24 protein-coding genes are annotated in these 25,135 nt (G+C 66.9%); 15 read left to right on the top strand and 9 right to left on the bottom strand.

Features of this window, described 5'->3' with window-relative positions; genetic code table 11:
* The first annotated feature begins 119 nt into the window (after positions 1–119).
* Positions 120–1,226 carry an aromatic ring-hydroxylating oxygenase subunit alpha gene (locus VK92_RS37480; RefSeq protein WP_048022159.1) on the top strand — a complete coding sequence of 369 codons (1,107 nt, stop codon included), beginning with the start codon at positions 120–122 and terminating at the stop codon, positions 1,224–1,226.
* A gap of 117 nt (positions 1,227–1,343) precedes the next feature.
* A complete protein-coding gene (locus tag VK92_RS37475; RefSeq protein ID WP_021160849.1) occupies positions 1,344–2,213 on the top strand; it encodes a sulfurtransferase in 870 nt (289 codons plus the stop codon).
* Positions 2,214–2,256: 43 nt separating this feature from the next.
* Here the strand turns inward: VK92_RS37475 and VK92_RS37470 are convergent, their stop codons facing one another.
* The 3 genes from VK92_RS37470 to polA all read right to left on the bottom strand — a co-directional run bounded on the left by VK92_RS37470 (position 2,257) and on the right by polA (position 7,903).
* On the bottom strand, positions 2,257–3,132 hold the full coding sequence (locus VK92_RS37470; protein ID WP_021160848.1) for a dienelactone hydrolase family protein: 876 nt from the start codon (positions 3,130–3,132) through the stop codon (positions 2,257–2,259).
* Positions 3,133–3,543: 411 nt separating this feature from the next.
* Positions 3,544–4,878, bottom strand: a complete 1,335-nt coding sequence (locus tag VK92_RS37465; protein ID WP_042975832.1) for an NAD(P)/FAD-dependent oxidoreductase — start codon at positions 4,876–4,878, stop codon at positions 3,544–3,546.
* Positions 4,879–5,149: 271 nt separating this feature from the next.
* On the bottom strand, positions 5,150–7,903 hold the full coding sequence (gene polA, locus VK92_RS37460) for a DNA polymerase I (protein ID WP_048022161.1): 2,754 nt from the start codon (positions 7,901–7,903) through the stop codon (positions 5,150–5,152).
* Position 7,904: 1 nt separating this feature from the next.
* On the opposite strand from polA, the gene VK92_RS37455 reads away from it, so the two are divergent.
* The 4 genes from VK92_RS37455 to VK92_RS37440 all read left to right on the top strand — a co-directional run bounded on the left by VK92_RS37455 (position 7,905) and on the right by VK92_RS37440 (position 11,300).
* Complete coding sequence (locus tag VK92_RS37455) at positions 7,905–8,663, top strand: TIGR00730 family Rossman fold protein (RefSeq protein WP_048022163.1); 759 nt, start codon at positions 7,905–7,907, stop codon at positions 8,661–8,663.
* Between the two features lie 390 nt (positions 8,664–9,053).
* Positions 9,054–9,362 carry a hypothetical protein gene (locus tag VK92_RS37450; RefSeq protein WP_048022165.1) on the top strand — a complete coding sequence of 103 codons (309 nt, stop codon included), beginning with the start codon at positions 9,054–9,056 and terminating at the stop codon, positions 9,360–9,362.
* Between the two features lie 232 nt (positions 9,363–9,594).
* Entirely contained in the window at positions 9,595–10,587 is a 993-nt protein-coding gene (locus VK92_RS37445) for a GlxA family transcriptional regulator (protein ID WP_048022167.1), read from the top strand.
* A 149-nt stretch (positions 10,588–10,736) separates the two neighbouring features.
* Positions 10,737–11,300, top strand: a complete 564-nt coding sequence (locus tag VK92_RS37440) for a tautomerase family protein (protein ID WP_048022169.1) — start codon at positions 10,737–10,739, stop codon at positions 11,298–11,300.
* 609 nt (positions 11,301–11,909) lie between these two features.
* Here the strand turns inward: VK92_RS37440 and VK92_RS37435 are convergent.
* Entirely contained in the window at positions 11,910–13,436 is a 1,527-nt protein-coding gene (locus VK92_RS37435; protein WP_021160839.1) for an AMP nucleosidase, read from the bottom strand.
* 129 nt (positions 13,437–13,565) lie between these two features.
* Here VK92_RS37435 and VK92_RS37430 point away from each other — a divergent pair, with 129 nt between their 5' ends.
* From VK92_RS37430 to VK92_RS37410, 5 genes are all read left to right on the top strand, one after another.
* The gene (locus VK92_RS37430) at positions 13,566–13,961 is read left to right on the top strand and encodes a hypothetical protein (protein WP_021160838.1); all 396 of its coding nucleotides are present in this window, start codon (positions 13,566–13,568) and stop codon (positions 13,959–13,961) included.
* A 101-nt stretch (positions 13,962–14,062) separates the two neighbouring features.
* Entirely contained in the window at positions 14,063–15,061 is a 999-nt protein-coding gene (locus VK92_RS37425; RefSeq protein WP_048022171.1) for a homoserine kinase, read from the top strand.
* On the top strand, positions 15,052–15,861 hold the full coding sequence (locus tag VK92_RS37420; protein ID WP_021160836.1) for a BPSS1780 family membrane protein: 810 nt from the start codon (positions 15,052–15,054) through the stop codon (positions 15,859–15,861). Before VK92_RS37425 ends, VK92_RS37420 begins: the two co-directional genes overlap by 10 nt.
* Positions 15,862–16,048: 187 nt before the next feature.
* Complete coding sequence (locus VK92_RS37415) at positions 16,049–16,501, top strand: MarR family winged helix-turn-helix transcriptional regulator (RefSeq protein WP_048022285.1); 453 nt, start codon at positions 16,049–16,051, stop codon at positions 16,499–16,501.
* A gap of 156 nt (positions 16,502–16,657) precedes the next feature.
* Complete coding sequence (locus tag VK92_RS37410) at positions 16,658–17,077, top strand: organic hydroperoxide resistance protein (RefSeq protein WP_039358076.1); 420 nt, start codon at positions 16,658–16,660, stop codon at positions 17,075–17,077.
* 113 nt (positions 17,078–17,190) lie between these two features.
* Here VK92_RS37410 and VK92_RS41225 read toward each other — a convergent pair whose 3' ends face one another.
* Together VK92_RS41225 and VK92_RS37405 are read right to left on the bottom strand one after the other, a co-directional pair.
* A complete protein-coding gene (locus VK92_RS41225) occupies positions 17,191–17,367 on the bottom strand; it encodes a DUF3563 family protein (protein WP_021156289.1) in 177 nt (58 codons plus the stop codon).
* A gap of 81 nt (positions 17,368–17,448) precedes the next feature.
* Complete coding sequence (locus tag VK92_RS37405; RefSeq protein ID WP_048022279.1) at positions 17,449–18,558, bottom strand: extracellular catalytic domain type 1 short-chain-length polyhydroxyalkanoate depolymerase; 1,110 nt, start codon at positions 18,556–18,558, stop codon at positions 17,449–17,451.
* Between the two features lie 248 nt (positions 18,559–18,806).
* Here VK92_RS37405 and VK92_RS37400 point away from each other — a divergent pair, with 248 nt between their 5' ends.
* The 4 genes from VK92_RS37400 (at position 18,807) to VK92_RS37385 (ending at position 21,878) form a co-directional block, all read left to right on the top strand.
* Complete coding sequence (locus VK92_RS37400) at positions 18,807–19,505, top strand: phosphatase PAP2 family protein (protein ID WP_048022278.1); 699 nt, start codon at positions 18,807–18,809, stop codon at positions 19,503–19,505.
* Positions 19,506–19,635: 130 nt separating this feature from the next.
* The gene (gene modA, locus VK92_RS37395; protein ID WP_048022276.1) at positions 19,636–20,433 is read left to right on the top strand and encodes a molybdate ABC transporter substrate-binding protein; all 798 of its coding nucleotides are present in this window, start codon (positions 19,636–19,638) and stop codon (positions 20,431–20,433) included.
* 10 nt (positions 20,434–20,443) lie between these two features.
* Entirely contained in the window at positions 20,444–21,121 is a 678-nt protein-coding gene (gene modB, locus VK92_RS37390) for a molybdate ABC transporter permease subunit (RefSeq protein WP_021156293.1), read from the top strand.
* Between the two features lie 55 nt (positions 21,122–21,176).
* The gene (locus VK92_RS37385) at positions 21,177–21,878 is read left to right on the top strand and encodes a sulfate/molybdate ABC transporter ATP-binding protein (protein WP_048022274.1); all 702 of its coding nucleotides are present in this window, start codon (positions 21,177–21,179) and stop codon (positions 21,876–21,878) included.
* Positions 21,879–22,047: 169 nt separating this feature from the next.
* Here the strand turns inward: VK92_RS37385 and VK92_RS37380 are convergent, their stop codons facing one another.
* The 3 genes from VK92_RS37380 to VK92_RS37370 all read right to left on the bottom strand — a co-directional run bounded on the left by VK92_RS37380 (position 22,048) and on the right by VK92_RS37370 (position 25,090).
* Positions 22,048–22,884: a TOBE domain-containing protein gene (locus tag VK92_RS37380; RefSeq protein ID WP_048022272.1), complete on the bottom strand. Its 837-nt coding sequence runs from the start codon at positions 22,882–22,884 to the stop codon at positions 22,048–22,050.
* 76 nt (positions 22,885–22,960) lie between these two features.
* Positions 22,961–24,577, bottom strand: a complete 1,617-nt coding sequence (locus VK92_RS37375; protein ID WP_048022270.1) for a CHAD domain-containing protein — start codon at positions 24,575–24,577, stop codon at positions 22,961–22,963.
* A 129-nt stretch (positions 24,578–24,706) separates the two neighbouring features.
* On the bottom strand, positions 24,707–25,090 hold the full coding sequence (locus tag VK92_RS37370) for a tautomerase family protein (RefSeq protein WP_042972656.1): 384 nt from the start codon (positions 25,088–25,090) through the stop codon (positions 24,707–24,709).
* Between the last annotated feature and the right edge of the window lie 45 nt (positions 25,091–25,135).

Raw genomic sequence — 25,135 nt, 5'->3', positions numbered from 1 at the left:
CAAATCAGGCACTTAATCCTAGCCTTGCGAGGCGAACCGGGTATAATTCCCCGTTTCCCTAAATCGATTTTTCGATGGTTGGGTTGTTCACTGCTTTCACGCTAACACCGGGAGTGGGAATGTCCAATCTGAGCGATGCGCTTCAGTTGAAGTCGGCCCACAGCCAGCTTCCAGTCACTGCATACTTCGATGAGGCGCTACTCGAGCGCGAGATCGAAACCCTCTTCAAGAAAGGACCTCGTTACGTCGGGCACGAGTTGATGGTGCCCGAGGCGGGGGATTATTTTGCGCTGCCGTCCGAGAAGGAAGGTCGCGTGCTGGTCCGCAACCCCGCGAACCAGATCGAACTGCTGTCGAACGTCTGCCGCCACCGGCAGGCGATCATGCTCAACGGGCGCGGCCACACGCAGAACATCGTGTGCCCGCTGCACCGCTGGACGTATGACCTGGAAGGCCAGTTGCTCGGCGCGCCGCACTTCCCCGACAAGCCGTGCCTGAACCTCGGCAAGAGCCCGCTGCAGAACTGGCAGGGGCTGCTGTTCGAAGCCGAAGGCCGGAATGTCGCGCGCGATCTCGCCGATCTCGGCACGAAGCATCACTTCGATTTCTCCGAGTACCACTTCGATCACGTCGAAGTGCACGAGTGCGATTACAACTGGAAGACGTTCATCGAGGTCTATCTCGAGGATTACCATGTCGTCCCGTTCCACCCGGGCCTCGGCAGCTTCGTGTCGTGCGACGATCTCAAGTGGGAGTTCGGCGACTGGTACAGCGTGCAGACGGTCGGCGTGCACAACGCACTCGCTAAACCGGGCAGCGCGACTTACCAGAAATGGCACGAGCAGGTGCTCAAGTTCCGCAACGGCGTGCCGCCGGAGTTCGGCGCGATCTGGATGGTCTACTACCCGGGCCTGATGATCGAGTGGTATCCGCACGTGCTCGTCGTGTCGTGGCTGATCCCGCAAGGCCCGCAAAAGACGACCAACATCGTCGAGTTCTATTACCCCGAGGAAATCGCGCTGTTCGAACGCGAATTCGTCGAGGCGGAACGCGCCGCCTATATGGAAACGGCCGTCGAGGACGACGAGATCGCGATGCGGATGGACGCAGGCCGCCGTGCGCTGATGGCACGCGGCGAGTCGCAGGTCGGCCCGTACCAGAGCCCGATGGAAGACGGCATGCAGCACTTCCACGAGTTCCTGCGCCGCCACCTCGGCGACATCTGACAGCCGGTGCGGCGCATTGACGCCGCACGGCATCCGGCAGACGAAAAGACGGGCTTCGGCCCGTCTTTTTTTGTTTAGACTTGGAATGTCAGGCCATTCGCACTCCAGGGAGCCGTCATGCCACACACCCACTACACCACGCTCATTTCCGCCGCCAATCTCGCCGAGCGCCTGGCGGCGGCGCCCGGCAGCGTCGTACTGTTCGATTGCCGCTTCGATCTCGCCGATCCCGCCGCCGGCGAAGCCGCGTATGCGGCCGGCCATATCCCCGGCGCACAGTATCTTCATCTCGACCGCGACCTGTCGGGCCGCAAGACGGGCACCAACGGCCGCCATCCGCTGCCGACCCGCGACGCACTCGCCACGCTGCTCGCGAGCCGAGGCCTCAAGCAGGGCCAGCAAGTCGTCGCGTATGACGCGCAGGGCGGCGCCTATGCGGCGCGCCTGTGGTGGCTGCTGCGCTGGCTCGGCCACGATTCGGTCGCCGTGCTCGACGGCGGCCTGCAGGCCTGGGAAGCAGCCGGCCAGCCTCTGGCGACCGACGTGCCGCACCCGGCCGCCGGCGATTTCCGCGCGGCGGCGCCGCTCGAATCGACGGTCGACGCGGCAGCCGTGCTCGCCAACGTGAGCACACCCACGCGCGTCGTGATCGATGCGCGCGCACCCGACCGCTACCGCGGCGAAAACGAAACGATCGATCGTGTGGGCGGCCACATCCCCGGTGCGCGCAACCGCTTCTTCAAGGACAACCTCGCCGCGGACGGCCGCTTCAAGACCGGCCATGAACTGCGCGAAGCGTTTTCCGCGGTGCTGGCGGGCACCGAACCGAACCGCGTGATCCTGCAATGCGGCTCCGGCGTCACCGCCTGCCACAATGCGCTTGCACTGGAGGTGGCGGGCCTGCACGGCGCGTCGCTGTATCCGGGCTCGTGGAGCGAATGGAGCGCCGATCCGTCGCGACCGATCGCAACCGGCCCGACACCGTAAGCACGGCCACAACGCAGCGGCGGCATGTGCCGCCGCTTGCCGTTTACATCACGCCGTACTTGTGGAACCACGCGATCGCGCGCTTCCAGCTCTCCTCCGCATCGGCCTTCACATAACTCGGCCGGTAATCGGCAAAGAACGCGTGGCCGGCATCCGGATACACGACGATCTCCGATTCGCGCGCGAGCTTCGAATCGCTCGCCTGGATCGCCTTGCGCATGTCGGCGAGCGATGCCTGCGTGATGTTCGCGTCCTTCTCGCCATACAGCCCGAGCACGGGCACCTTCAGCAACGATGCATGATCGACCGGGTTGAACGGCGTCATCTCGTCGGTCTTGCCTTCGACGAACCCGTACCATGCAACGGCCGCACGCACGTGCGGGTTGTGCTCGGCATACAGCCAGCTCTGACGGCCGCCCCAGCAGAACCCGACCACGCCGAGACGCGACAGGTCGCCACCGTTCTTGCCGGCCCACGCGACAGTCGCATCGAGATCCTCGGTCACCTGCCGGTCCGGTACCTTGCTGATGATGTGCTCGGACAGATCCTTGATCGTCGGATACTTCGCCGCATTGCCCTGCCGTACGAACAGGTCGGGCGCGATGGCGAGATAACCGAGCTTCGCGAAGCGGCGGCAGACGTCGGCGATGTGCGCGTGCACGCCGAAGATCTCGTGAATCACGATGACGACCGGCAGGTTCGTCTTGTCCTTCGGCTGCGCGCGATACGCGGGCACGCTCGCGTCTCCCGAGCGGATCTCGACGGTGTCGACGTCCAGCCCTTCGCTGTCGGTCGTGACCGTTTGCGCCGACACGGGCAGCACCGCCGCTGCGAAGGCACCGCCCAGCGCGGCCTGCATGAACTTGCGGCGCGAGAACGGAACGTGGGGAACCAGGCTGTCGACTTCGGGTTTCAACATGAATGCACTCCTCGATTGGGCGCCGCCGTCACGATCGCGGATACGGCATGACGTGGCATCGCGCCGGCATGCGGCGCGGATGTCGCGGCGGTTGGCACCCCGCCGCAAACGGAAACCCGGACAAGATGCCCAATAATCCGTTGTCACGTCAACTGTCGGATATGTAAGACTCGATTACGGCGCGTTGCTTCGACACGTCGATCGCCGCGCAAAAACCGCAGGCGCCCCATCGAATCGCGATGCAACAAGCCGCATGTCGATCGCCGTCGCGCGATCGGATGGTGGCGAATTGAAACGGAAAACACGCGGTCGATGTTGCCCGCCACATGCCGGCACGGCAGCACGCAAAAAAGACGGGCAGGGACGACGCACGACGTGCGCTCCCCGCCCGCTTCCCCCGCGAACGCGCGCTCAGTGCAACTTGACGCGCGGCAGCGTCGTGCGCCGCAGCCAGTGCGCAACCGTGTCGAGCATCATGCGCGGATAGCCGTGCAGCGCGGCGATGTGCATCCGGTACAACGACATGTACATGAAGCGCGCGAACAGCCCTTCGATCAGCATGTTGCCGCCGATCAGCCCGCCCATCAGGTTGCCGACCGCGCTGAAGTGGCCGAGCGACACGAGCGAGCCGAGGTCGCGATAGGTGAATTCGGGCAGCGGGCGCCCGTCGAGCCGACAGCCGATTGCCTTCAGCAGGAAGCTCGCCTGCTGATGCGCAGCCTGCGCGCGCGGCGGCACGTTGCGCTCGTTGCCGGGCCATGCGCATGCAGCACAATCGCCCAGCGCGAACACGTTGTCGTCGGTAAAGGTCTGCAGCGTGCGGCGCACGTCAAGCTGGCCGAGCTTGTTGACCTGGAGGCCATCGAGATTGGCGAGCACGGACGGCGCCTTGATGCCCGCGGCCCAGACCGTCAGATCGGCGCGCACCGTCTTGCCGCTCGCCGTATGAACGGCGCCGGGCGCCACCTCGGTCACGCGCTCGGCAAGCATCAGCCGCACGCCGATCTTTTCGAGCAGTTCGGCCGTCGCCGACGACACGCGCTCCGGCAATGCCGGGAGAATTCGCGGCCCCGATTCGATCAGCACGATGCCGACGTCGTGCCGCGGGTCGAGCTTGTGCAGCCCGTAGGCCGACAACACCTGCGCGGTGTTGCGCAACTCGGCGGACAACTCGACGCCCGTCGCGCCGCCACCGACGATCACGACCTGGATGCGCGGCTCGGCCGCCTCGCCAGGCGCGGTCGGCGCCGGCGCCTGATGTTCCGCACGCATGCACGCGGCGATCAGCCGCTTGCGGAAACGCTCCGCCTCGCCGACCGTATCGAGCGCTATCGCGTTTTCCGATGCGCCCTGCACGCCGAAGAAGTGGGTCGTGCTGCCGATCGCGATCACGAGCGTGTCGTATTCCAGCTCGCGCGCCGGCAGCAGTTCCTCGCCGTCGCTGTCGTTGATGGGTGACAGCGTCAAGCGTTTCGCCGCGCGGTCGAGCCCGGTCAGCTCGCCCTGCTGGAATTCGAAGCCATGCCAGCGCGCCTGCGCCGCATATTCGAGCTCCTGCGTGAACGGATCCATGCTGCCGGCCGCGACCTCATGCAGCAGCGGTTTCCAGATGTGGGTCGGATTGCGGTCGACGAGCGTGACAAGCGCACGCGCGGGACGATTGCCGCGCGCGCCGTAACGGTCGCCGAGCCGCGTCGCCAGTTCCAGGCCGCCCGCGCCTCCGCCTACGATGATGATCCGATGCATCTGTTCCCCCTTTGCGATTCGACACTGCTGCCGCCGGACAGCGCGAACGCGATGCATTCGCGCCACCCGTTGGATTAACCGGTTCGGACATCATCGATGTGCAGTTCGAAGCACTTCGATGCAACCGCCCCGGGAACGCGGGGTGCGCAAGCCCCCGTGTCCATGACATGCATTGTCCGGGAGCTTGCGCGTTGACCACAAGCAAACCATCTCGATATTCAGCATCCCTGCAACAATATGCCGCAGGAATCGGGAACCGCGTGGCGGTGCGTCAGTGTGCCTCTTCCCAGTTCGCGCCGGCCCCCACTTCGGCGACGAGCGGCACCTTGAGCTTCGCGACGCCGCACATCATTTCCGGGAGTTTCTCGCGCACCAGCGACAGTTCCTCGTCGGGCACCTCGAGCACCAGTTCATCGTGCACCTGCATGATCATCCGCGACGCGAGCTTGTCGCGCGTGAGCCAGTCGTCCACCGCGATCATCGACAGCTTGATCAGGTCGGCCGCCGTGCCCTGCATCGGCGCGTTGATTGCCGCGCGCTCGGCTGCCTGGCGGCGCGGGCCGTTGCCGCCGTTGATCTCGGGCAGCCACAGGCGGCGACCGAAAACGGTTTCGACGTAGCCCTTCTCCTTCGCCGCCGAGCGCGTGTCTTCCATGTACTGCGCGACGCCCGGGTAGCGGGCGAAATAGCGGTCAATATAGAGCTTCGCCGCATCGCGCGTAATGCCGAGGTTCGACGCGAGGCCGAACGCGCTCATCCCGTAGATGAGCCCGAAGTTGATCACCTTCGCGATCCGGCGCTGGTCGGAATTGACCTCCAGCGGCGTCACGCCGAACACCTCGGCGGCCGTCGCGCGGTGAATGTCCTCGCCCTGCGAGAACGCGCGCAGCAGCGAAGCGTCGCCCGAGATATGCGCCATGATCCGCAGTTCGATCTGCGAATAATCGGCCGACACGATCCGGTGGCCCGGCGACGCGATGAACGCCTCGCGGATCCGCCGGCCCTCGGCCGTGCGCACCGGAATGTTCTGAAGATTGGGGTCGTTCGACGCGAGACGGCCCGTGACCGCGACGGCCTGCGCGTAGTTCGTATGCACGCGGCCCGTCGAAGGATTCACCATGCGCGGCAGCTTGTCGGTATAGGTCGACTTCAGCTTCGACAGCCCGCGATGCTCGAGCAGCAGCTTCGGCAGCGGGTAGTCCTCGGCCAGTTTCTGCAGCACTTCCTCGTCGGTCGACGGCGCGCCGCTCGGCGTCTTTTTCACGACCGGCAGCTGCAGCTTCTCGAAGAAGATCTGCCCGATCTGCTTCGGCGAGCCGAGATTGAATTCGCCGCCGGCCAGTTCGTACGCCTGCGCTTCGAGCTCGATCAGGCGCGTCGCGATTTCGGTGCTCTGCGCCTGCAGGCGCGCATCGTCGATCAGCACGCCCGTGCGTTCCATCTTGCGCAGCACGAGCGACACGGGCATTTCGATCTCGCGATACACGCGCTCGAGGCCCGGTTCGCGTGCAACCTGCGGATACAGCACGTGATGCAGCTGCAGCGTGATGTCCGCATCTTCGGCCGCGTATGCGGCGGCCTCCGCAAGCGCCACTTCGTCGAAACCGATCTGCTTCGCGCCCTTGCCGGCCACGTCTTCGTACTTGATCGTCTTGACGCCCAGATGGCGCAGCGCGAGGCTGTCCATGTCGTGCGTGCGGTGCGATTCGACGACGTACGATTCGAGCAGCGTGTCGTGCTCGATGCCGTTCAGTTCGATGTCGTAGTTCGCGAGCACCTGCGCGTCGTATTTCAGGTGCTGGCCGACCTTCTTGCGATCGGCCGATTCGAGCCACGGCTTCAGGCGCGCAAGCACCTCGTCGATCGGCAGTTGCTCGGGCATGTCGGGGCCGCGGTGTGCGACCGGCAGGTACGCGGCCTTGCCCGGCTCGACCGAAAACGACAGGCCGACGAGCCGCGCGAGCATCGGGTCGAGCGCAGTCGTCTCGGTGTCGAACGCGGTCAATGCGGCCGCATCGATCTTCGCGAACCACGCGTCGAACTGCTCCCAGGTCTGGATCGTGTCGTATTCGCGCACGATGTCGGCCGCCACCACCGGTGCAGGCTCGCCTTCCGGCGCATCGGCGCCGCCGCCTTCGGGCGGCGCGCTGTCGACTTCGCGCAGCCAGGTCTTGAAGCCGTAGCGTGCGAAGATGTCGCGCATCAGGTCGCGGGCTTCGCCGTCCGTCTTCAACGACGCTTCGATCGATTCGAGGTGCGGCGCGAGATCGCACGCCGTCTCGACGGTCACGAGCTTGCGGCCGAGCGGCAGGAAGTCGAGCGCGCGACGCAGGTTGTCGCCCACCACGCCCTTGATGTCGCCCGCATGCTCGATCACGCCGTCGAGGCTGTCGTATTGGGCCAGCCATTTCACGGCCGTCTTCGGCCCGCACTTCTCGACGCCCGGCACGTTGTCGACGGTGTCGCCGATCAGCGCGAGGTAATCGATGATGCGCTCGGGCGGTACGCCGAACTTCGCGATCACGCCGTCGCGATCGAGCGTCTCGTTGGTCATCGTGTTGACGAGCGTGACGCGGTCGGTCACGAGCTGTGCGAGATCCTTGTCGCCCGTCGACACGATCACGTTCATCCCGTGCCGCTCGGCTTCGCGCGCGAGCGTGCCGATCACGTCGTCGGCCTCGACGCCTTCGACCATCAGCAGCGGCCAGCCGAGCGCTCGCACGGCGCCGTGGATCGGCTCGACCTGCAACGCAAGATCGGGCGGCATCGACGGACGGTTTGCCTTATAGTCGGCATAAAGGTCGTCACGGAACGTCTTGCCCTTTGCATCGAACACGCAAGCGCTATACTCTGCACTGACTTCCTTGCGCATACGGCGCAGCATGTTGATGATTCCGTAGAGCGCTCCGGTCGGCTCCCCGCCAGGGCCACGCAAATCAGGCATCGCATGGTAAGCCCGATACAGATAGCTCGAACCGTCAACCAATAGCAGGGTCTTACCTTCCAGATTTCGTTCTTCAGGCATTATGAACAAGAGAAAAGTGATTCCGAGTCTGCGTTCGCTCGCAGATCAAGAGCGCGCGACGGCCAAGAAGGCCCGCGCATCGTGGCAGATGTTCACGATTATGGCAGAGTTTATCGAGGCGACCGAGTACCTGTCGGAGATCCGCCCGGCCGTCAGCATCTACGGTTCTGCCCGCCTCAAACCCGACACGCCGCACTACAAGCTGGCCGCGCAGATCGCGCGCAAGCTGTCCGATGCAGGCTTCGCCGTGATCTCCGGCGGCGGCCCCGGCATCATGGAAGCCGCGAACAAGGGCGCGCATGCCGGCAAGGCGCCGTCGGTCGGCCTGAACATCGAGCTGCCGCACGAACAGGCCGGCAACCACTACCAGGACATCTCGCTGCGCTTCCGCCACTTCTTCACGCGCAAGGTCACGTTCGTGAAAAATTCGGATGCGGTGATCGTGATGCCGGGCGGCTTCGGCACGCTCGACGAGCTGTCGGAAGTGCTCACGCTGATCCAGACGAAGAAGTCGCGCCTCGTGCCGATCATCCTCGTCGGCAGCGAGTTCTGGAAGGGGCTGCTGCAGTGGTTCCGCGACCAGCTGATCCCGATGGGCCTCATCAATCCGGAAGACATGAACCTGATGCAGGTGATCGACGATCCCGACCAGGTGCTCGACGCCGTGCTCGCGTTCTACGAGGACAGCGGCGAGGAAGAAGGTTCGGACGACGATGGCCATCCGCCGCGCCCCGAAGAAGACCGGATGTTCTACCTGTAACCGGTCGATGAAGACCGCCGGCCGAGGGCCGGCATCCCGATTTCCGCGCGGCAGGCTTGGCGATCCCGCCACCTGCCGCGTATCACTTTGTAACGCGCCATTAATTGCGCCTGGTGCGCCGTTCGCCGTCGAATGTCAAATTCGCGAGACCGGTGCCGTGCGACGCGCGCAATCACCCGCAAACGCGGGCCGCCATTGTCAAATGACGCGACCCGGCGCCTGTACCCTGCCCCTGCCGGCCGCCAATCCGCCGTAACAAACCCGCCTCGCGTTTTCCGTCGCGCACCAGCACACTGCATGTGTCGGTGCGGCGTTTCCCCCGGTGGAACGATCCCCCCTCGCTTCCATCGCGTCGCGCCGGCCTTTTACAACGACATCACGGAAAAGAACATGCAACGCTCCCTGATCGCCCTTGCCTTCGCCAGCCTCGGCCTTTCGCTGTCCGGCCTCGCCCACGCCGTCAACGTCGACGTCAACATCGGCACGCCCGCACCGGTCGTCGTCGCGCCCGCGCCCGTCGTGGTCGCCCCGGCACCCGCGGTCATCGTCGGCTGGCACGGCGACCGCTACTGGGACGGCCACCGCTACTGGGAACGCCGCGAATGGGAAGATCACCAGCGTTATCGCGACCGCGAACACGGCCCGGATCGCCGCGGCTATCACTGCCCGCCGGGGCACGCGAAGAAGGGCGAGTGCTGAGCCACAACGCACTCGCCTGACCGGCAAGGCCGCCCGTGCGCTTCAGCGCCGGGCGGCCTTGTCGCTTTCAGCGGCGCGTTCCGTGCCATCCCTGCCCCCTACCGACGATGCGAGCGGAAAGCCCGACTGCCGCGCACGCCGCGAGCCGGCGCATCGCGCGCCTGCAACCGCCTCCATGACCGCGTGGCACCGATGGTAGGATCGACCCTGTCCATGGCCATTCCCGCCACCCATGCCACTCATCCGGATCTGGGCTGTCGACCATGCCCTTGCATCTGGCATCGCCGCGCCGACCGACATCTTCACGGCAGCCAATCATCTCGCCCCGTCATTACGTAACGGCCGGCCGCAGGCCCCGTTTCGCTGGCGCATCGAATCGATCGACGGCAAGCCGGTGCGCACGGCTTCCGGCCAGGCCGCCGCGGTCGACGGCACGATCGAAGGTCACGGCACCGCCGATGCGATCTGGCTCACCGCTCCGTTCGTCGCCGATCTCGAGCGGCTGCTCGCCCGGCCCGCGTCACTCGCGCCGCTGTTCGACGCGCTGCGCCGGCAACATGCGCGCGGCACACTGATCGCGACGTACTGCACGGGCGCGTTCCTGCTCGCGGAAGCCGGGCTGCTCGACGGCCGCGTCGCCACGACGCACTGGTCGAAAGCATCGAGCTTCCGCGTACGCTATCCGGACGTGGCATTGCGCGCGTCGGACGTCCTGACCGAACAGGACGGCATATTGTGCGGCGGCGCCGTCACGTCGTATCAGAATCTCGCGTTGCGGGTCGTCGACAAACTGGCGAACGCGCGCCTTGCCGCGGCCGTCGCCAAGGTCATGCTGATCGACGTGAACCGCGTGTCGCAGGATTCATTCATCGATCTCGGCCGGATGGGGCATGACGGGCACGACGATGCGGCCATTGCACGCGCCCAACGCTGGATGGAAAAGCACCTGCGCGAGCCGTTCAGCCTCGCCCGGCTGAGCGATCACGTCGCGATGAGCGAACGCACGCTCCATCGCCGTTTCAGGGACGCCGTGGGCGCGCCGCCGCTCAGGTATCTGCAGACGCTCAGGATCGAAGTCGCGAAGCGGCTGCTCGCGGAAACGACGCTCGCGATCGACACCGTCTGCGAGCGCGTCGGCTATGCGGACATCAGCGGCTTCCGGCAACTGTTCAAGCGCGAGACCGGCATCTCCCCCGGCGAGTATCGCCGTCGCTTCACGCGATAAGCGCGCGCAGCCGTCGTCGGGGGCGGTGTCGGAAATGGCATCGTCGAATGGCAGTTTCGCCACTCCGCGCGCCGGCATGCGGTTCGTACACTGGATTCACGTCGCCCGGCATCGGAGCGACGCCATCCTCACCGAACCAGGACACCATCATGCCGATGATCGACGTCTACATTCCCGAAGGTGCGCTCGCACCGCAGGCCGAAGCCCAACTGATGGAAGAACTGACCGGAACGCTGATCCGTCACGAAGGACTCGATCCCGACAATCCGCGCACGCGGGACGTGACCTGGATCTTCGTCCATCGGCCGGCAGCCGTGTATCGCGCCGGGGCTGTCGCGCCTGCGCCGATCTACCGGATCGTGCCGACCGTGCCCGAAGGTCAGTACACGGATGCCGCGCGTGCCGGGCTGATCGCGGACGTGACCGCTGCCGTCGCGCGCGCGGAGGGCCTGCCGGTCGATGCCGTCGCGACGCGCGTGTGGGTCTTTCCAACGGAAATCGACGACGGCTGCTGGGGCAGCCGCGGCGTCGTGCGCCGCCTGCCGGACATCATGGAATATTTCGGCGGCGCCGAACTGCGGGCGCTCGGGGAATGGCGGCTGGCGATCAAGCGACAGGCGGATGCGGGTCGGGTTATCGATGCGGTGCGAGATTCGATGTTGGAAACGGCTCGGAGTGGATCGCTCGAACCGGCCGCTAAAGCCGTACGCTGACGCCGGCGCGCAGTTGCTTGTCCGACACGCACGGCAGCGTGCCGGACGGCACGAGAAAGCAATACACGGACGAGATGCGCCCAAGGGCGAGCGCACCCGTTTAATCACTTATTCGGTCAATAGCACGGACACTTTTTGACAGGGCCGGGGCCAATCACCGCGACGGGTTTGCAGGGGTTGGACGGGCCGATTACTGCGACGGGTGCACAGGGATTGGACGGGCCGATCACAGCGGTTCTGGCCATTGCCGACAGAGATGTGGTGAGCATCAGGGAAGCCAGCAAGAAATTGATTTTCATCAGGTAAGCCCTCTTTCAATTCGATAGGAATCGATCGGATCGACTGTTCGCCGTTCCTTCGTACGGGCGTCGAATAACGCCACGCAGGAGAGCATATTCTCGACGACAAGGGCAACCAATAGGACAACTTCCAAATTGCAGAAAATGATCGCGTTCCAGTACTAAGGCGGCGACGCGTCCACCGCGAGTGGCTACGCACGGCCAGACGGAGAGGTACAAGTGCACGCCTGCCGCCTTGAAGCCCGGTATGCCCCGGTTCGCGACTGCGCCTGACATCGCGACGCACACCGCACCGGGGCCGCCGTTCACATTACTGGAACGCCACTTCCGCAAAGCTACGCAGTTTCCGGCTATGCAGCTTGTCGAGCCCGTTCGTGCGCAGGATCTCCATCGCCTTCACGCCGATCTGCAGATGCTGGTCGACCTGCCCGCGATAGAACGTGTCGGCCATGCCCGGCAACTTGAGCTCGCCGTGCAGCGGCTTGTCCGACACGCAGAGCAACGTGCCGTACGGCACGCGGAAGCGGAAACCGTTCGCGGCGATCGTCGCGCTTTCCATGTCGAGCGCGATCGCGCGGCTCTGCGACAGGCGCTGCACGGGTTCGCGATGATCGCGCAGCTCCCAGTTGCGGTTGTCGACGCTCGCGACGGTACCCGTGCGCATCACGCGCTTCAGTTCGACGCCATCGAGCTGCGTGACGTCGGCCACCCCGCGCTCGAGCGCGAGCTGCACTTCGGCGAGCGCCGGAATCGGCACCCACAGCGGCAGGTCGGCGTCCAGCACGTGATCCTCGCGCACGTAACCGTGTGCGAGCACGTAGTCGCCGAGACGCTGCGTATTGCGCAGCCCCGCGCAGTGACCGAGCATCACCCACGCGTGCGGACGCAGCACCGCGATGTGATCGGTGATCGTCTTCGCGTTCGACGGGCCGACGCCGATGTTGACCATCGTGATCCCGCTGCCGTCCGCGCGCTTCAGGTGATACGCGGGCATCTGCGGCAGGCGCGGCGGCGCGGCGCCCTCGGCCGGCTCGCTGCCGAGGTTCGCGTTGTAGGTCACGACGTCGCCCGGCTCGACGAACGAGCTGTACTGGCTGCGATATGCGCGCACCTCGGGATCGTCGCTCTCCGTCATCACCGTGCGGCCCAGCTTCACGAACTCGTCGATATAGAACTGGTAGTTCGTGTAGAGCACGTAGTTCTGGAAATGCGTGGGCGACGTCGCCGTGTAGTGGCGCAACCGGTGCAGCGAGAAGTCGACGCGCGCGGCCGTGAACAGCGCGAGCGGATGCGGCTCGCCCGGCGCCGGCTCGAACGTGCCGTTGACGATGCGATCGTCGAGATACGACAGGTCGGGCGTATCGAAGATGTCGCGCATCGCGAGCAGGCGGTCGCGGTCGAGCTCGCCCTCGAGATGGATGCCTTCGGGAAACGCGAAATGGATCGGAATCGGCTGCGACGACACGCCGATCTCGATCTTCACATGGTGGTTCTTCGCCAGCAGGCGCAGTTGCTCGCGATAGTAGTTCGCGAAGAGGTCGGGGCGCGTGACCGTCGTCTCGAACACGCCGGGGCCCGCGACGAATCCGTACGAGCGGCGCGAATCGACGTGCGTGTTGACATCGGTGCGGATCCGCACGAACGGGTAGCACGCGCGCACGTGCTCGGTGATCGGTTCGTGGCGGCGATAGCGCGCGAATGCGTCACGCAGGAAACCCGTGTTCGTGTCGTAAATGGCGGACAGCCGCGCGACGGCGGCGACCGGATCGTCGAAAGCCTCGACCGACGGGCTCTCGGGCGTCAGCACACGGTGCCGGCGGCTCAAATCGTTCTTCATTTTCATCACCTCGTCTGATCCGACGACATTACCACGGAACCCGGTCGCCCTTGTGGCTGCCCCCACGCACGCGAGGGCCGGATGGTGCGCAGTATTTGCTAAAATCGGTGGGTTCACTGGAGACTCATCATGAAGCCGCTCATTCTCGTCGTCGCTGCCGCCGCGTTTGCCGCCGCCAGCGCCGCTTACGCCGCCGGCGGCACGCCTGACGCCGACGCGCAGGCACGGGCCGAGGCCAACGAGGCCGCCGGCCTGCCCGATCTCCGCAAGATCAACCGGCCGGGCGCCGAAGTCACGTCGAAAGTCGACTTCGCCGACATCCGCCGCACGCCGAGCTTCCACGAAAAGAGCAAGAACGGCACCGAAGTCACCGAGTACCGCGATCGCGGCAAGCCGGTCGAGATCGACGTGAAGTCGAACTTCGGCACGCGCTACCAGATGAGCTCGACGCCCGACACGTCGCCGAAGCCGCACGACGCGGGCATCCCGATCACGCGCCTGCCGTCGCTGAACCTGCGCTACTGATTCCGCGGCGCGCCGCACCGAACGCCGCGCGCCGCCTTCCTTCACCTGCTGTCGCGACGCACGCCGCCCGCGTGCCGACACCCTGACCTGACGCATCCCGCATGGCCGTTTTCACTGCTGTTTCCGACTCCGATCTCGCGCAATGGATGCGCCACTACGAACTGGGCGACGTGCTTGCGTTCCGCGGCATTCCGTCCGGTATCGAAAACAGCAATTTCTTCCTGACGACGACGCGCGGCGAGTACGTCCTCACGATCTTCGAAAAGCTGACGGCGCAGCAACTGCCGTTCTACCTCGACCTGATGCGCCATCTGGCCGGCCACGGCGTGCCGGTGCCGGATCCGGTCCCGCGTGACGACGGCGCGCTGTTCGGCGAGCTGCACGGCAAGCCGGCCGCGATCGTCACGAAGCTCGACGGCTCGGCCGAACTCGCGCCGGGGGTCGAACACTGCATCGAGGTCGGGCAGATGCTCGCGCGCCTGCACCTCGCCGGCCGCGACTATCCGCGCAACCAGCCGAACCTGCGCAGCCTGTCGTGGTGGCAGGAGAACGTGCCGGCGATCGTGCCGTTCATCACCGACGCGCAGCGCACGCTGCTGGAAGGCGAACTCGCGCACCAGGCCAGCTTCTTCGCGTCTGACGACTACGCGGCGCTTCCGGCCGGGCCGTGCCATTGCGACCTGTTCCGCGACAACGTGCTGTTCGCGAACGCGGCGCCCGGCACCGGCCATGACGTGCGGCTCGGCGGCTTCTTCGACTTCTATTTCGCGGGCTGCGACAAGTGGCTGTTCGACGTCGCGGTCACGGTCAACGACTGGTGCGTCGACCTCGCGACCGGCGTGCTCGACGTCGCGCGCGCCGATGCGCTGCTACGCGCGTACCAGACCGTGCGGCCATTCACGGCCGAGGAGCGCCGCCACTGGAGCGACATGCTGCGCGCGGGTGCGTACCGCTTCTGGGTGTCGCGCCTGTACGACTTCTACCTACCGCGCGCGGCCGAGATGCTCAAGCCGCACGACCCCGGCCATTTCGAACGCATCCTGCGCGAGCGTATCGCGCATACGCCCGCGCTTCCCGAGATCCAAACCGCATGCAACTGATCGAAGTGCCCGCGAAAACGGGCTATGTCTGGTTCCGCCAAGGCATCTGGCTGTTCCGCCGGAACCCGCTCGCGTTCATCACGCTGTTCTTCACGTACCTGCTGGCGATCACGCTGGTGTCGCAGGTGCCCGTGATCGGCTCCGCGCTGCCGCTGGTGTTCATTCCCGGCATCGCGGTCGGCTTCATGGCCGCATGCCGCGACACGGTGGCCGGCAAGACCGTGATGCCGACGATCCTCGTCGACGGCTTCCGCTCGTACGGCACCGTCGCGACCCAGCGGCTGCTCGTGCTCGGCGTGATCTACGTCGCGTCGATGGTGCTCGTGTTCGCCGCCTCGTCGTTCGTGGACGGCGGCGCGCTGTTCCACGTGATGATGGGCGCGGCCGACGAAGCGAGCGCGACGCCGGAAACGCTCGCCGCGCAAGGCACGTTCGGCGCGCTGATGTTCGCGACGCTGCTCTACCTGCCGGTCGCGATGCTGTTCTGGTTTGCGCCGGTGCTGGTCGCGTGGCACGACGTGCCGCCCGCCAAGGCGCTGTTCTTCAGCGTCGTCAGCTGCTGGCGCAATCGCGGCGCGTTCGTCGTGTACGGCGCGCTGTGGTTCGGCGTCGCGCTCGGCACGTCGCTCGCGCTGTCGCTGCTGCTGCAGGCGCTCGGCGCCGGCGCCTATGCGCTGACGATCATGATGCCGCTGACGATCGTCATCGTCACGATGCTGTACTGCTCGTTCTACGCGACCTATCGCGGCTGCTTCGGCATCCAGGAGCCGGGCGCGACGACCACCACGTCGGGCCGCTGAAGTCTCCCCGGCCGGCGCGTGTCGCCGGCCCGCCGTGCTCGCGCCGGGTTGCCGCCCGGCGCCTCCCCCGTTCCCCCGCCTCCGTCGGCCATCACCCCGCGCCGGCCGCCCCCTGTTCATCCCGATCTTTTGCGCGCAAAATGATTTGCGTACAAATTGTTCGCGCGTTCGACGCGCCGCCCGAATGATGGACCGCCCGCCCCCGCTGCCCCAGACGCTCGACGAGCAACTCTGCTTCGCCCTCTACTCGACTTCGCACGCGATGACGAAGGCGTACAAGCCGCTGCTCGACAAGCTGTCGCTGACCTATCCCCAATATCTCGCAATGCTCGTGCTGTGGGAGCGCGACGACATCGCCGTGAAGGACATCGCCGCGCGGCTGGACCTCGACCCGGCCACGGTCACGCCGCTGCTGAAACGGCTGGAGGCGCTCGGCTACGTCGAGCGCGTGCGCAGCGCGGCCGACGAACGGGTCGTGAACGTGCGCGTGACACCGGAAGGCCGCGCACTGAAGGAGCGCGCGCGCTCGGTACCCGCCGATCTGTTCTGCGCGATGCAGCAGTCGCCCGAGTTCCTGGTCAGGCTGCGCGCCGATCTCCACCAGTTGCGCGACGCGCTGTCGGCCGCCAACGAACGCTGACGGCCAAGCATCGGCAAACCGGCCCGGCACTGCCGGGCCTTTTCTTCAAAATTTCATTTGCGTACTAATGATTTGTGCTCTATATTTTCCTCGTGGCCGGCGACACCCCGTTCGACCGGGCCGCTTTTCCTCCCCTTTCCCGACAGGAGCTGCACGATGAACATTCTGTACAAGACCAGCGCCACGAGCACGGGCGGCCGCGACGGCCGCGCGGTATCCGCCGACAACAAGCTGGAAGTGAAGCTGGCCGCGCCGCGCGAACTCGGCGGCACGGGCGCGGAAGGCACGAATCCGGAGCAGCTGTTTGCCGCAGGTTACTCGGCCTGTTTCCTGAGCGCGATGAAATTCGTCGCCGGCCAGGACAAGAAGGCACTGCCGGCGGACACGCAGGTCACGGCGGAAGTGGGCATCGGGCCGAACGACGCAGGCGGCTTCGGGCTCGACATCGAGCTGCGCGTGTCGCTGCCGGGGCTCGACAAGGCCGACGCGCAAGCGCTGGTCGAAAAGGCGCACCACGTGTGCCCGTATTCGAACGCGACGCGCAACAACGTACCGGTGCGCCTGACGGTCGTCTGACGCGACGCCACGCCACGCATGCAAAAAGGGCGCGTGCGGCATGTAGCCGCACGCGCCCTTTTCTGCTGCGTGACTCGCCGGAATGGCGGACCGGCCGGCCCGCCCTGCGCTGCTTAGCGCGCGCCGAACGAATACGGGCGGTTCATCGCCGATTCGCGATCGATCTTGCGCATGCGGAATTCGAGATCGTAGATATCGGTGGCTTCGGACAGGTACGCCTCGGCGCGCTCTTTACGGGCCGTTTCAGCGTTCTTGGTCAGCATCAGGAAGAGGTGGCTCAGCAGGTACATGGTCGATCTCGCAATCCAAGGGTTCTTTGACTAGGGTTTTCCCGAATTATAGGGAAAACCCTAGTTCTTGGCCAGCGTCGATCAGACGATGCGTCGTTCGGTCGCCACAGTGCGCCGCTGTACCTCGAAAAAGGCCCAGATCATCGCGCTCGCATCGGGGCCGACCGCCGCATGAAACGGCACGGCTTCATCGCCGCCGGCCCACGCATGATCGAGCCCTTTCACATGACAGAGCCGCACGACAGGCTCGCCGTCGCGGCAGACATCGGTGATCTGCGCGCCCGCGGCGCGCGTCTCGACCCGCTCGCCGCCGCGCAGTGCGCCGCGGCTGTCGGCAAGCCCGTTCAAGCGCATGAACTGAACCGTCAGCTGGTCGGCATTCTTCGGGGCGACCACGTGGTCGCCGTCGCCCTGGACGATCAGCGCGGGCATGCCCGGATACGCGGCGGCATCGACCAGCGCATCGACGGCCGCAGCCGGGTTCTGACGCACGCCGCGCCGCATCACGTCCATCGCGGTAATGCCGGAATTCGCCTCGCCGAGCGCGGGGCCCGAGTGCAGCGCCACCGCCGCGAAGCGGTCGGGATGATGCAGTGCAAGAAGCGACGCGAGGCCCGCGCCGGCCGACAGCCCCGCGACATAAACACGCGATGCGTCGAAACCGTGTTCGTCGACGAGCGCGTCGACGAGCGACGCCACCGCATTCGCCTCGCCGCGGCCCGCGCGGTCGGTATCTTCATACCAGTGCCAGCAGCCATGTGCGTGCGCGCGCAGCGACTGCTCCGGATACAGCACCGCGAAACCATGCTTGTCGGCCAGCAGGTTCATCCGCGTGCCTTGCGCGAATTCGTCGACGGACTGCTGGCAGCCGTGCAGCATCACGACGAGCGGCATCGCGCCGCGCCGGCGGCCGGGCGGCACATAGAGGCCGTAAGCGAGATGCTGGACGAGGCGCCCGAGCGCGGGTGCCATCGGATGTTCGCCACGCGTCCATTCACCTGCCGCCCATGCGGCCGCGCGCGGGCGCACACGCGATTCGCGCGGCGGGGACGGATCGGATACGACGGAAGACGCCGCTGCCTCGAGTGCGTCGCGTGTGATGCGCTGCGCATCGCGCGCCGCGCGTTTGGCGGCCGGAGACAGCATGCGTTTCATGCCGCCCAGCCACACCTTGGTCAGACTTTTGGTCATCGATCGGGCTCGCAGTCAGGAAAAATAGGGGCACCACAGCGGATGCGGCGTTCGACTTTGTGCAATGCACCATAACATTGTTTCCGGGATTTTTCCTGCACGCGGCTATTTCCCGGCCGCGCAAAAAACGGGGCTCGGGCGCACGCGGCGCTATACTGGGGCTTCGCCGCTTGTATCCGTTGTAGTCGTTCTTTCCGGCTCGCGCGTTGATTTAAGCATCTTCCCCGCCTTCGTTCGTCCCCTTCCCGATGTTCGACCTGTCGTCTCACCTGTGGATCATGATCACCGCGTTCGGCGGCGCCGGCCTGACCTTGCCGCTCGCGATCACGATCGCCATCTGGCTCGCGCTCGGCTACTCGTGGCAGCGCGCGGCCGCGTGGCTCGGCGTGCTCGCGGCCGCGATCGGCGTGGTCGCGCTGACGAAGATCGCGTTCCTCGGCTGGGGCATCGGCATCCGCAAGTGGGATTTCACCGGGTTCAGCGGCCATGCGATGCTGTCGACGTCGGTTTATCCGGTCGCGATTTTCCTGGCGCTGATCCGCACGCGCACACCGGTGCGGCTCGCCGGCATCGCGCTCGGGCTCGCGGCCGGCGTCGCGGTCGGCGTGTCGCGCGTCGCGCTCGACGCGCATTCGCCATCCGAATCGATCACCGGCTGCATCGTCGGCGCGATCGCCGCGCTCGCGTTCATCGCGGGTTCGTGGCGCGCGGTGCCGCACCGCTGGTCGGTGCCCGCGGTCGTCGCGAGCCTCGCGCTCGTCACCGTGGCGCTGCACGGCATCACGGTGCCGTCGCATCGCTGGGTCACCAAGGTGGCGCTGCAGCTGTCCGGCCACGAGCGCCCGTTCGTCCGCGCGCGCTGGAAGGCCAACCCGAACTACCGCCCCGCATCGCAGCCGTCGTCGCTGCAGCGCACCCAGTCGTCGTCGCAGACGCTCCGTACGTGACCGGCCGCCCGGCGGGCTCTCCTTTTCAGGTCTGACCATTACATGCGCGCCGTCGCATGTGCGGTATGTCGAGCGTTATAACCCGCCCTATATTACGATTACGGTTTCCACCCATTCAAACGAACTCGCCATGCGCTCAACCGTCCGTCCGCTTCGCCGCACCCTGCTTCGCCTGCTGCCGATCGCCACGTTGGCCGCCGGGGTCGCGTTCAGCGCGCCCGCTTCCGCCGCCGGTGAACTCGTCGTGTCGGCCGCCGCCAGCCTGACGAACGCATTCAAGGCCGTCGGCGATGCGTACGAGAAGCAGCATCCGGATACCAAGGTGCTGTTCAACTTCGGCGCGTCGGACGTGCTGATGCAGCAGATCGCCAAGGGCGCGCCGGCCGACGTGTTCGCGTCGGCCGACCAGAAGGCGATGGATCGTGCAGCCGACGAAAAGGTGATCGTGCCCGGCACGCGTCGCGATTTCGCGGCGAACTCGCTCGTGCTGATCGTGCCGGCGGACAGCCACGCGGCCGCGCCGACGTCGTTGAACGACCTGACCGCATCCGGCGTGAAGCGCATCGCGTACGGCGACCCGGCGTCGGTGCCGGTCGGCCGCTACACCGAAGGCGCGCTGCGCGCGGCCGGGGTGTGGGACGCCGTCAGCGCAAAGGGCGTGCTGGCCGCCAACGTGCGCCAGAGCCTCGATTACGTCGCACGCGGCGAAGTCGACGCAGGCTTCGTGTTCGGCACCGACGCGGCGATCATGCCGGGCCGCGTGAAGGTCGCCCTGACGGTACCGACCAAGACCGCCATCACCTACCCGATCGCCGTGGTCAAGGACAGCCGCCACGCCACGCAGGCGCAGTCGTTCATCGACTTCGTCGCGTCGCCGCAAGGCCAGGCCGTGCTGTCGACGTTCGGCTTCAAGCCCGCGGGCAAGTGAGCGTAACGCGATGCAAGACGCCTGGGTCCCGCTGCTGCTGTCGCTGAAGGTTGCCGGCTGGGCGACCGCGCTCGACATCGTGCTCGGCGTCGCGGCCGCGTTCATGCTCGCGCGCTGGCGCTCGCCGCTGCGCGACGTCGTCGATTCCGTGCTGACGCTGCCGCTCGTGCTGCCGCCGACGGTGCTCGGGTATTACCTGCTCGTGCTGCTCGGCCGACGCGGCGTGTTCGGCGCGTGGCTCGACAGGCTCGGCATCGAGCTCGTCTTCACGTGGCAAGGCGCGGTGATCGCGTCGATGGTCGTCGCGTTTCCGTTGATCCTGAAATCGGCGCGGGCGGCGTTCGAAGGCGTCGATCCGCATCTCGAACGCGCCGCGCGCACGCTCGGGCTCGGCGAAGCGGCGGTGTTCTTCCGCGTGACGCTGCCGCTCGCCACGCGCGGCATTCTCGCGGGCGCGCTGCTCGCGTTCGCGCGCGCGCTCGGCGAGTTCGGCGCGACGCTGATGATCGCGGGCAACCTGCCCGGCCGCACGCAGACGCTGTCGGTCGCGATCTACGCGGCCGTGCAGGCCGGCGACGACAGCACGGCCAACTTCCTCGTGCTGGTGACGTCGATCACCTGCGTGCTCGTACTGCTCGCGACCGGCTGGCTCGTGCCGTCGCGTGCCCGGCGGAGCCAGCTGACATGACGCGCCTGCCTCGCCCATCGTCGTGCGTGGCCGGCCGGCTTCTGCGGAGGCCCGCATGAGCCTCGTCGTCGACATCCGCAAGACCTACGCGAATGCCGAGCGCCGCTTCACGCTCGACATGTCGTTCACCGCGACAACGCAGCGCGTCGTGCTGTTCGGGCCGTCCGGCGCGGGCAAGAGCATGACGCTGCAGGCGATCGCCGGCCTGTTGTCGCCCGACGAAGGCACGATCGCGCTGAACGGCGAACCGCTGTTCGACGCCGCGCGCCGCATCGACGTGCCGACCCGTGAGCGCCGCGTCGCGTACCTGTTCCAGGACTACGCGTTGTTTCCGCATCTGAACGTGCGCCAGAACATCGCGTTCGGGCTCACGCCGGGGCTGCGCAACCCGCGCGCGAAAGCAGTGCCGCCGGAAGTCGCGTACTGGCTGCAAGCGTTCGATCTCGAGGCGCTCGCAGGGCAGTATCCGTCGCAGCTGTCCGGCGGGCAGAAACAGCGCGTCGCACTCGCGCGCGCACTGGTCGCGCAGCCGCGAATCCTGCTGCTCGACGAACCGTTCGCGGCACTGGACGGCGCAATGCGCCAGCGCATGCGTCACGAGCTCGCCGAGCTGCAGGCGCGGCTCGATATCCCGATGGTGCTGATCTCGCACGATCCCGACGACGTCGCCGCGTTCGGCGACCAGGTCGTGCAGTTGAGCGAAGGACGCGTGCAGGCGGCGACGCCGCACGCCGAGTGGCCGACGCGCGTCGCCTGAGCGCGCGAGGCCGTGGTCGTCGTGGCAGGCACGTTGGAGCCTGAGAGAAGCCGCCAGCAGCGGCACAAGCGGAAAGCGGAAACGAAGCCGGCGCCGTACCGATACAGCGGCGACGCCGGCTTCGCTCCGTCCGTCACACAGCGGCCGAAGCGCGCCGGTGCGCCGCCGCTCAGCCCGTCACCGCAAGAATCACGCTCGACGCCTTGAACAGCGCGATCGCGCGCCGGCCGGCGCCGAGCTGCAGCGCATCGACGCTGTCGTTGGTCACGACGGCCGTCAGCGTCCCGCCGCCGTCGAGCGCCAGGGTCACCTCGCTGTTCACCGCGCCCGCTGCAACGGTTTCCACGCGCCCGCGCAGCTGGTTCCGCGCGGACACCTTCAACGCGTGCTCGCCGTCGTCGGCCGCGAGCACGACCCAGGACGCCTTCACGAGCGCGCAGGCATCCGCGCCAACCTGCAGGCCGAGCGCATCGGCGCTCTCGTGCGTCAGCACGGCAACGACCGGCTGTCCGCCGGGCAGCGTGAGCGTGACCTCGTCGTTGACGGTGCCGCGCACGATCGCCGCGACCTTGCCGAACAACTGGTTGCGCGCGCTGGTCTTCATCCCGATCCGGCCGATCAGCGCCCAGTCGACGTCGAACCCGGCCACGGCCGCGCTCGCGGCCTCGATGAACCGGCGATGCTCGCGCTCGATCGTGCGGAACGCGGCGATCAGCGACGTCGCGCGCGGCGTCAGCGTCGTGCCGCCGCCGCCCTTGCCGCCCGTCGAACGCGCGACGAGCGGTTCGCCCGCGAGATTGTTCATCGTGTCGACGGCATCCCACGCGGCCTTGTAGCTGAGGCCGACGGCCTTCGCCGCGCGCGTGATCGACCCGGTGTCGCCGATCGCCGCGAGCAGCGCGATGCGCGTGGCGCCGCCGAGCGTCTGTTCGCCGGCGCGCAGCCACAGCTCGCCGCCCAGTTCGAGCGGTTCGGCGGACGGGGAAGAATGCGGTACGTCGGTCATCGGGATACGTGCGGAAATTCGACCGGAACCGAAATCGGGCCGGAATCAGGCGGCCATTATAGTCGGCGCGTGCCGCTCAACCCGGCTTGCCGTCGAGCTTCGGCGGCCGCAGGCTGGCAAGCAGCGTCTCGGCGTCGCGCGCCGCGCGCTGCTCGAGCGCCGCGCCGTAGCCGCGCACGAAACCGAGCTGGTACGGCGGCGCCGCCAGTTTCTCGAGGTGGCGCAGCGCGACTATCGCGTCGTTGGCTTCGCCGAGCACGCTCTGCACGCGCGCGAGCGTCTTGACCGTCTCCGTGCGCGTGCGGCGCGACGCCAGCGACGCGAAGAACTCGAGCGCATAACGCAGCCGCTTCGCATCGATCCGCACCCGATGGCGCGCAGCCGTGTCGAGCGACGTGAGCGATGGCGACGCGTACAGATGGCCGAACAGCCGCCGCACGCGCTTTGTCGCGTGGCGCCGCAGCGAGGGGGCGTCGTCTTCGGCGTGCGGCAGCGCAAGCGAGCCCAGCCATTCGAGCCAGCCGAGCGTCAGCCGCGCGTAGCGGGCCGAATGCAGCGCCTGCCGCAGCTCGCCCCGTGCCGCGACACACTGCGCGCGCGCGGCGTCGAGCGTGCCGTTCCATTCGCCGTCGCCGCCGTCGGCTGCGATCAGCGCGGGCAGGCTTTCGGTCGCGAACACGTCCCAGTCGCGCACCGTGCCGAGCAGCGCGGCAAGCCAGTGCATGTCCACGCCGAGCGTGTCCCGCCACTGGCGGTCGGCAAAGCGCGGGAAGAAGCGCATCAACGTACGGAGGCGGCGCAGCGCGACCCGCATCTGGTGCACGAATTCGGGATCGTCGTACTCGAGCACGCCGCCCTCGTTGCCCAGCCATTGCGCGGTGATGTCGCCTGACAACGCGAACAGCGCGGCGCGCTGCGTGCGCACGCCGGTCAGTTCGACGGGCTGCGCCTTGACGGGCCCGCTGGCGGCCGGCTCGGCCGCACACGCGCGATCGATCACGCTCGTCAGCTGGACGAATGCGGGCCACGCGCCGCTCAGTTCGCGCGCCGCGGCAAACAACGCGTGCAGCGCGGCCGTGCGCGCGGCCAGGGTTTCCCAGTCCGGCGCGGCAAGACGCAGTTCGACGTAGCGGCGCGGCGGCTCGTCGCCGCGATGCAACGTGACGTCGTCGAGCGTCATCTCGACCACGACGCCGCTGTCGTCGGCCCACCGCCCGCGCCGCCGCTCGCTGACGAGGCGCAACGCCGACGATTCCGGCTGCATGCCGGCCTCCGGGCGCCCGGTCGTATCCGGTGCGACGCCGTCGACTTCTCCCGTCGCGGCGCCTGCCGCCTCGGGTACGGGCAACGGCATCGCGACGACGATGCCCGCATGCTCCGCGTCGAACAGTTCGCGCGCCGTGACCCCTGGCGCAAACACCTTCGTGCGCGACGCAACGACCCGCCTGCCATGCGCATTCGACTCGACCCACGTCCACCAGCTTGCGCCGGGGCTCGGCTCGGCCTCCTCGATCTGGCACGGCTCGATCGTCACGCGCTCATGGCCGCGGCGCATCCGGACCTGCGGGCAGATCCGCCACGCGCGCACGAGTTCGGCGCCGAAATCACGCTGCGCGCCGCGAGCGCGACCTGCGGCCTTGGCCGGCCACCCTTCCAGCGACAGCGACAACACGATTTCCAGCACACGCGACATGGAGGCTCCTGCACATGAAGAAGCGCCGGCGGTCTTCCGATCGCGCCGGCGTCGTCCGTGAAGCTGCTTCCATAGTACACGCCGCAAAAACGCGCGGGCAACGATCTGGCCCTGTCGCCCTGTCGCAGGTCAAACGGCGTACTGCGCGAGGCCGTTGCCGAACGACCAGTTCTCCTTCAGCACCTCGACGAGACTGATGAATACGTCCTGCTGCCGCACGCCGGGCTGCTGCGCGAGGTTGTCCGTGATCGCCCGGTACAGCGCGCGCTTCTGCTCGAGCGTGCGTGTGTTGTTCGCGGTGATCTGGATCATCACGAGATCGTCGCTGCGTTCGATGTCGAGGTAGTGGCGGCCGTACACGAAGTTCTCGGCCGCATGCTCGGTGACGACCATGAAGATGTCGTCCTCGGGCACGTTGAACGTGTGCATCAGCGCGCGATGCACGCCGTCGACGAGCGCCGCGCGGTACGCGGCCGGTTTGCCTTCGCGGACTGCGATACGGGTGAATGGCATGGTCCTGCTCCTGTCGGTGAAGTTGACGTTGACGTTGACGTTGAC

The organism is Burkholderia sp. LK4 (genome assembly GCF_001043615.1).
In the GTDB taxonomy this organism is placed as follows: Bacteria; Pseudomonadota; Gammaproteobacteria; order Burkholderiales; family Burkholderiaceae; genus Burkholderia; species Burkholderia cepacia.
This window is presented reverse-complemented; position numbering and strand designations above follow the sequence as displayed.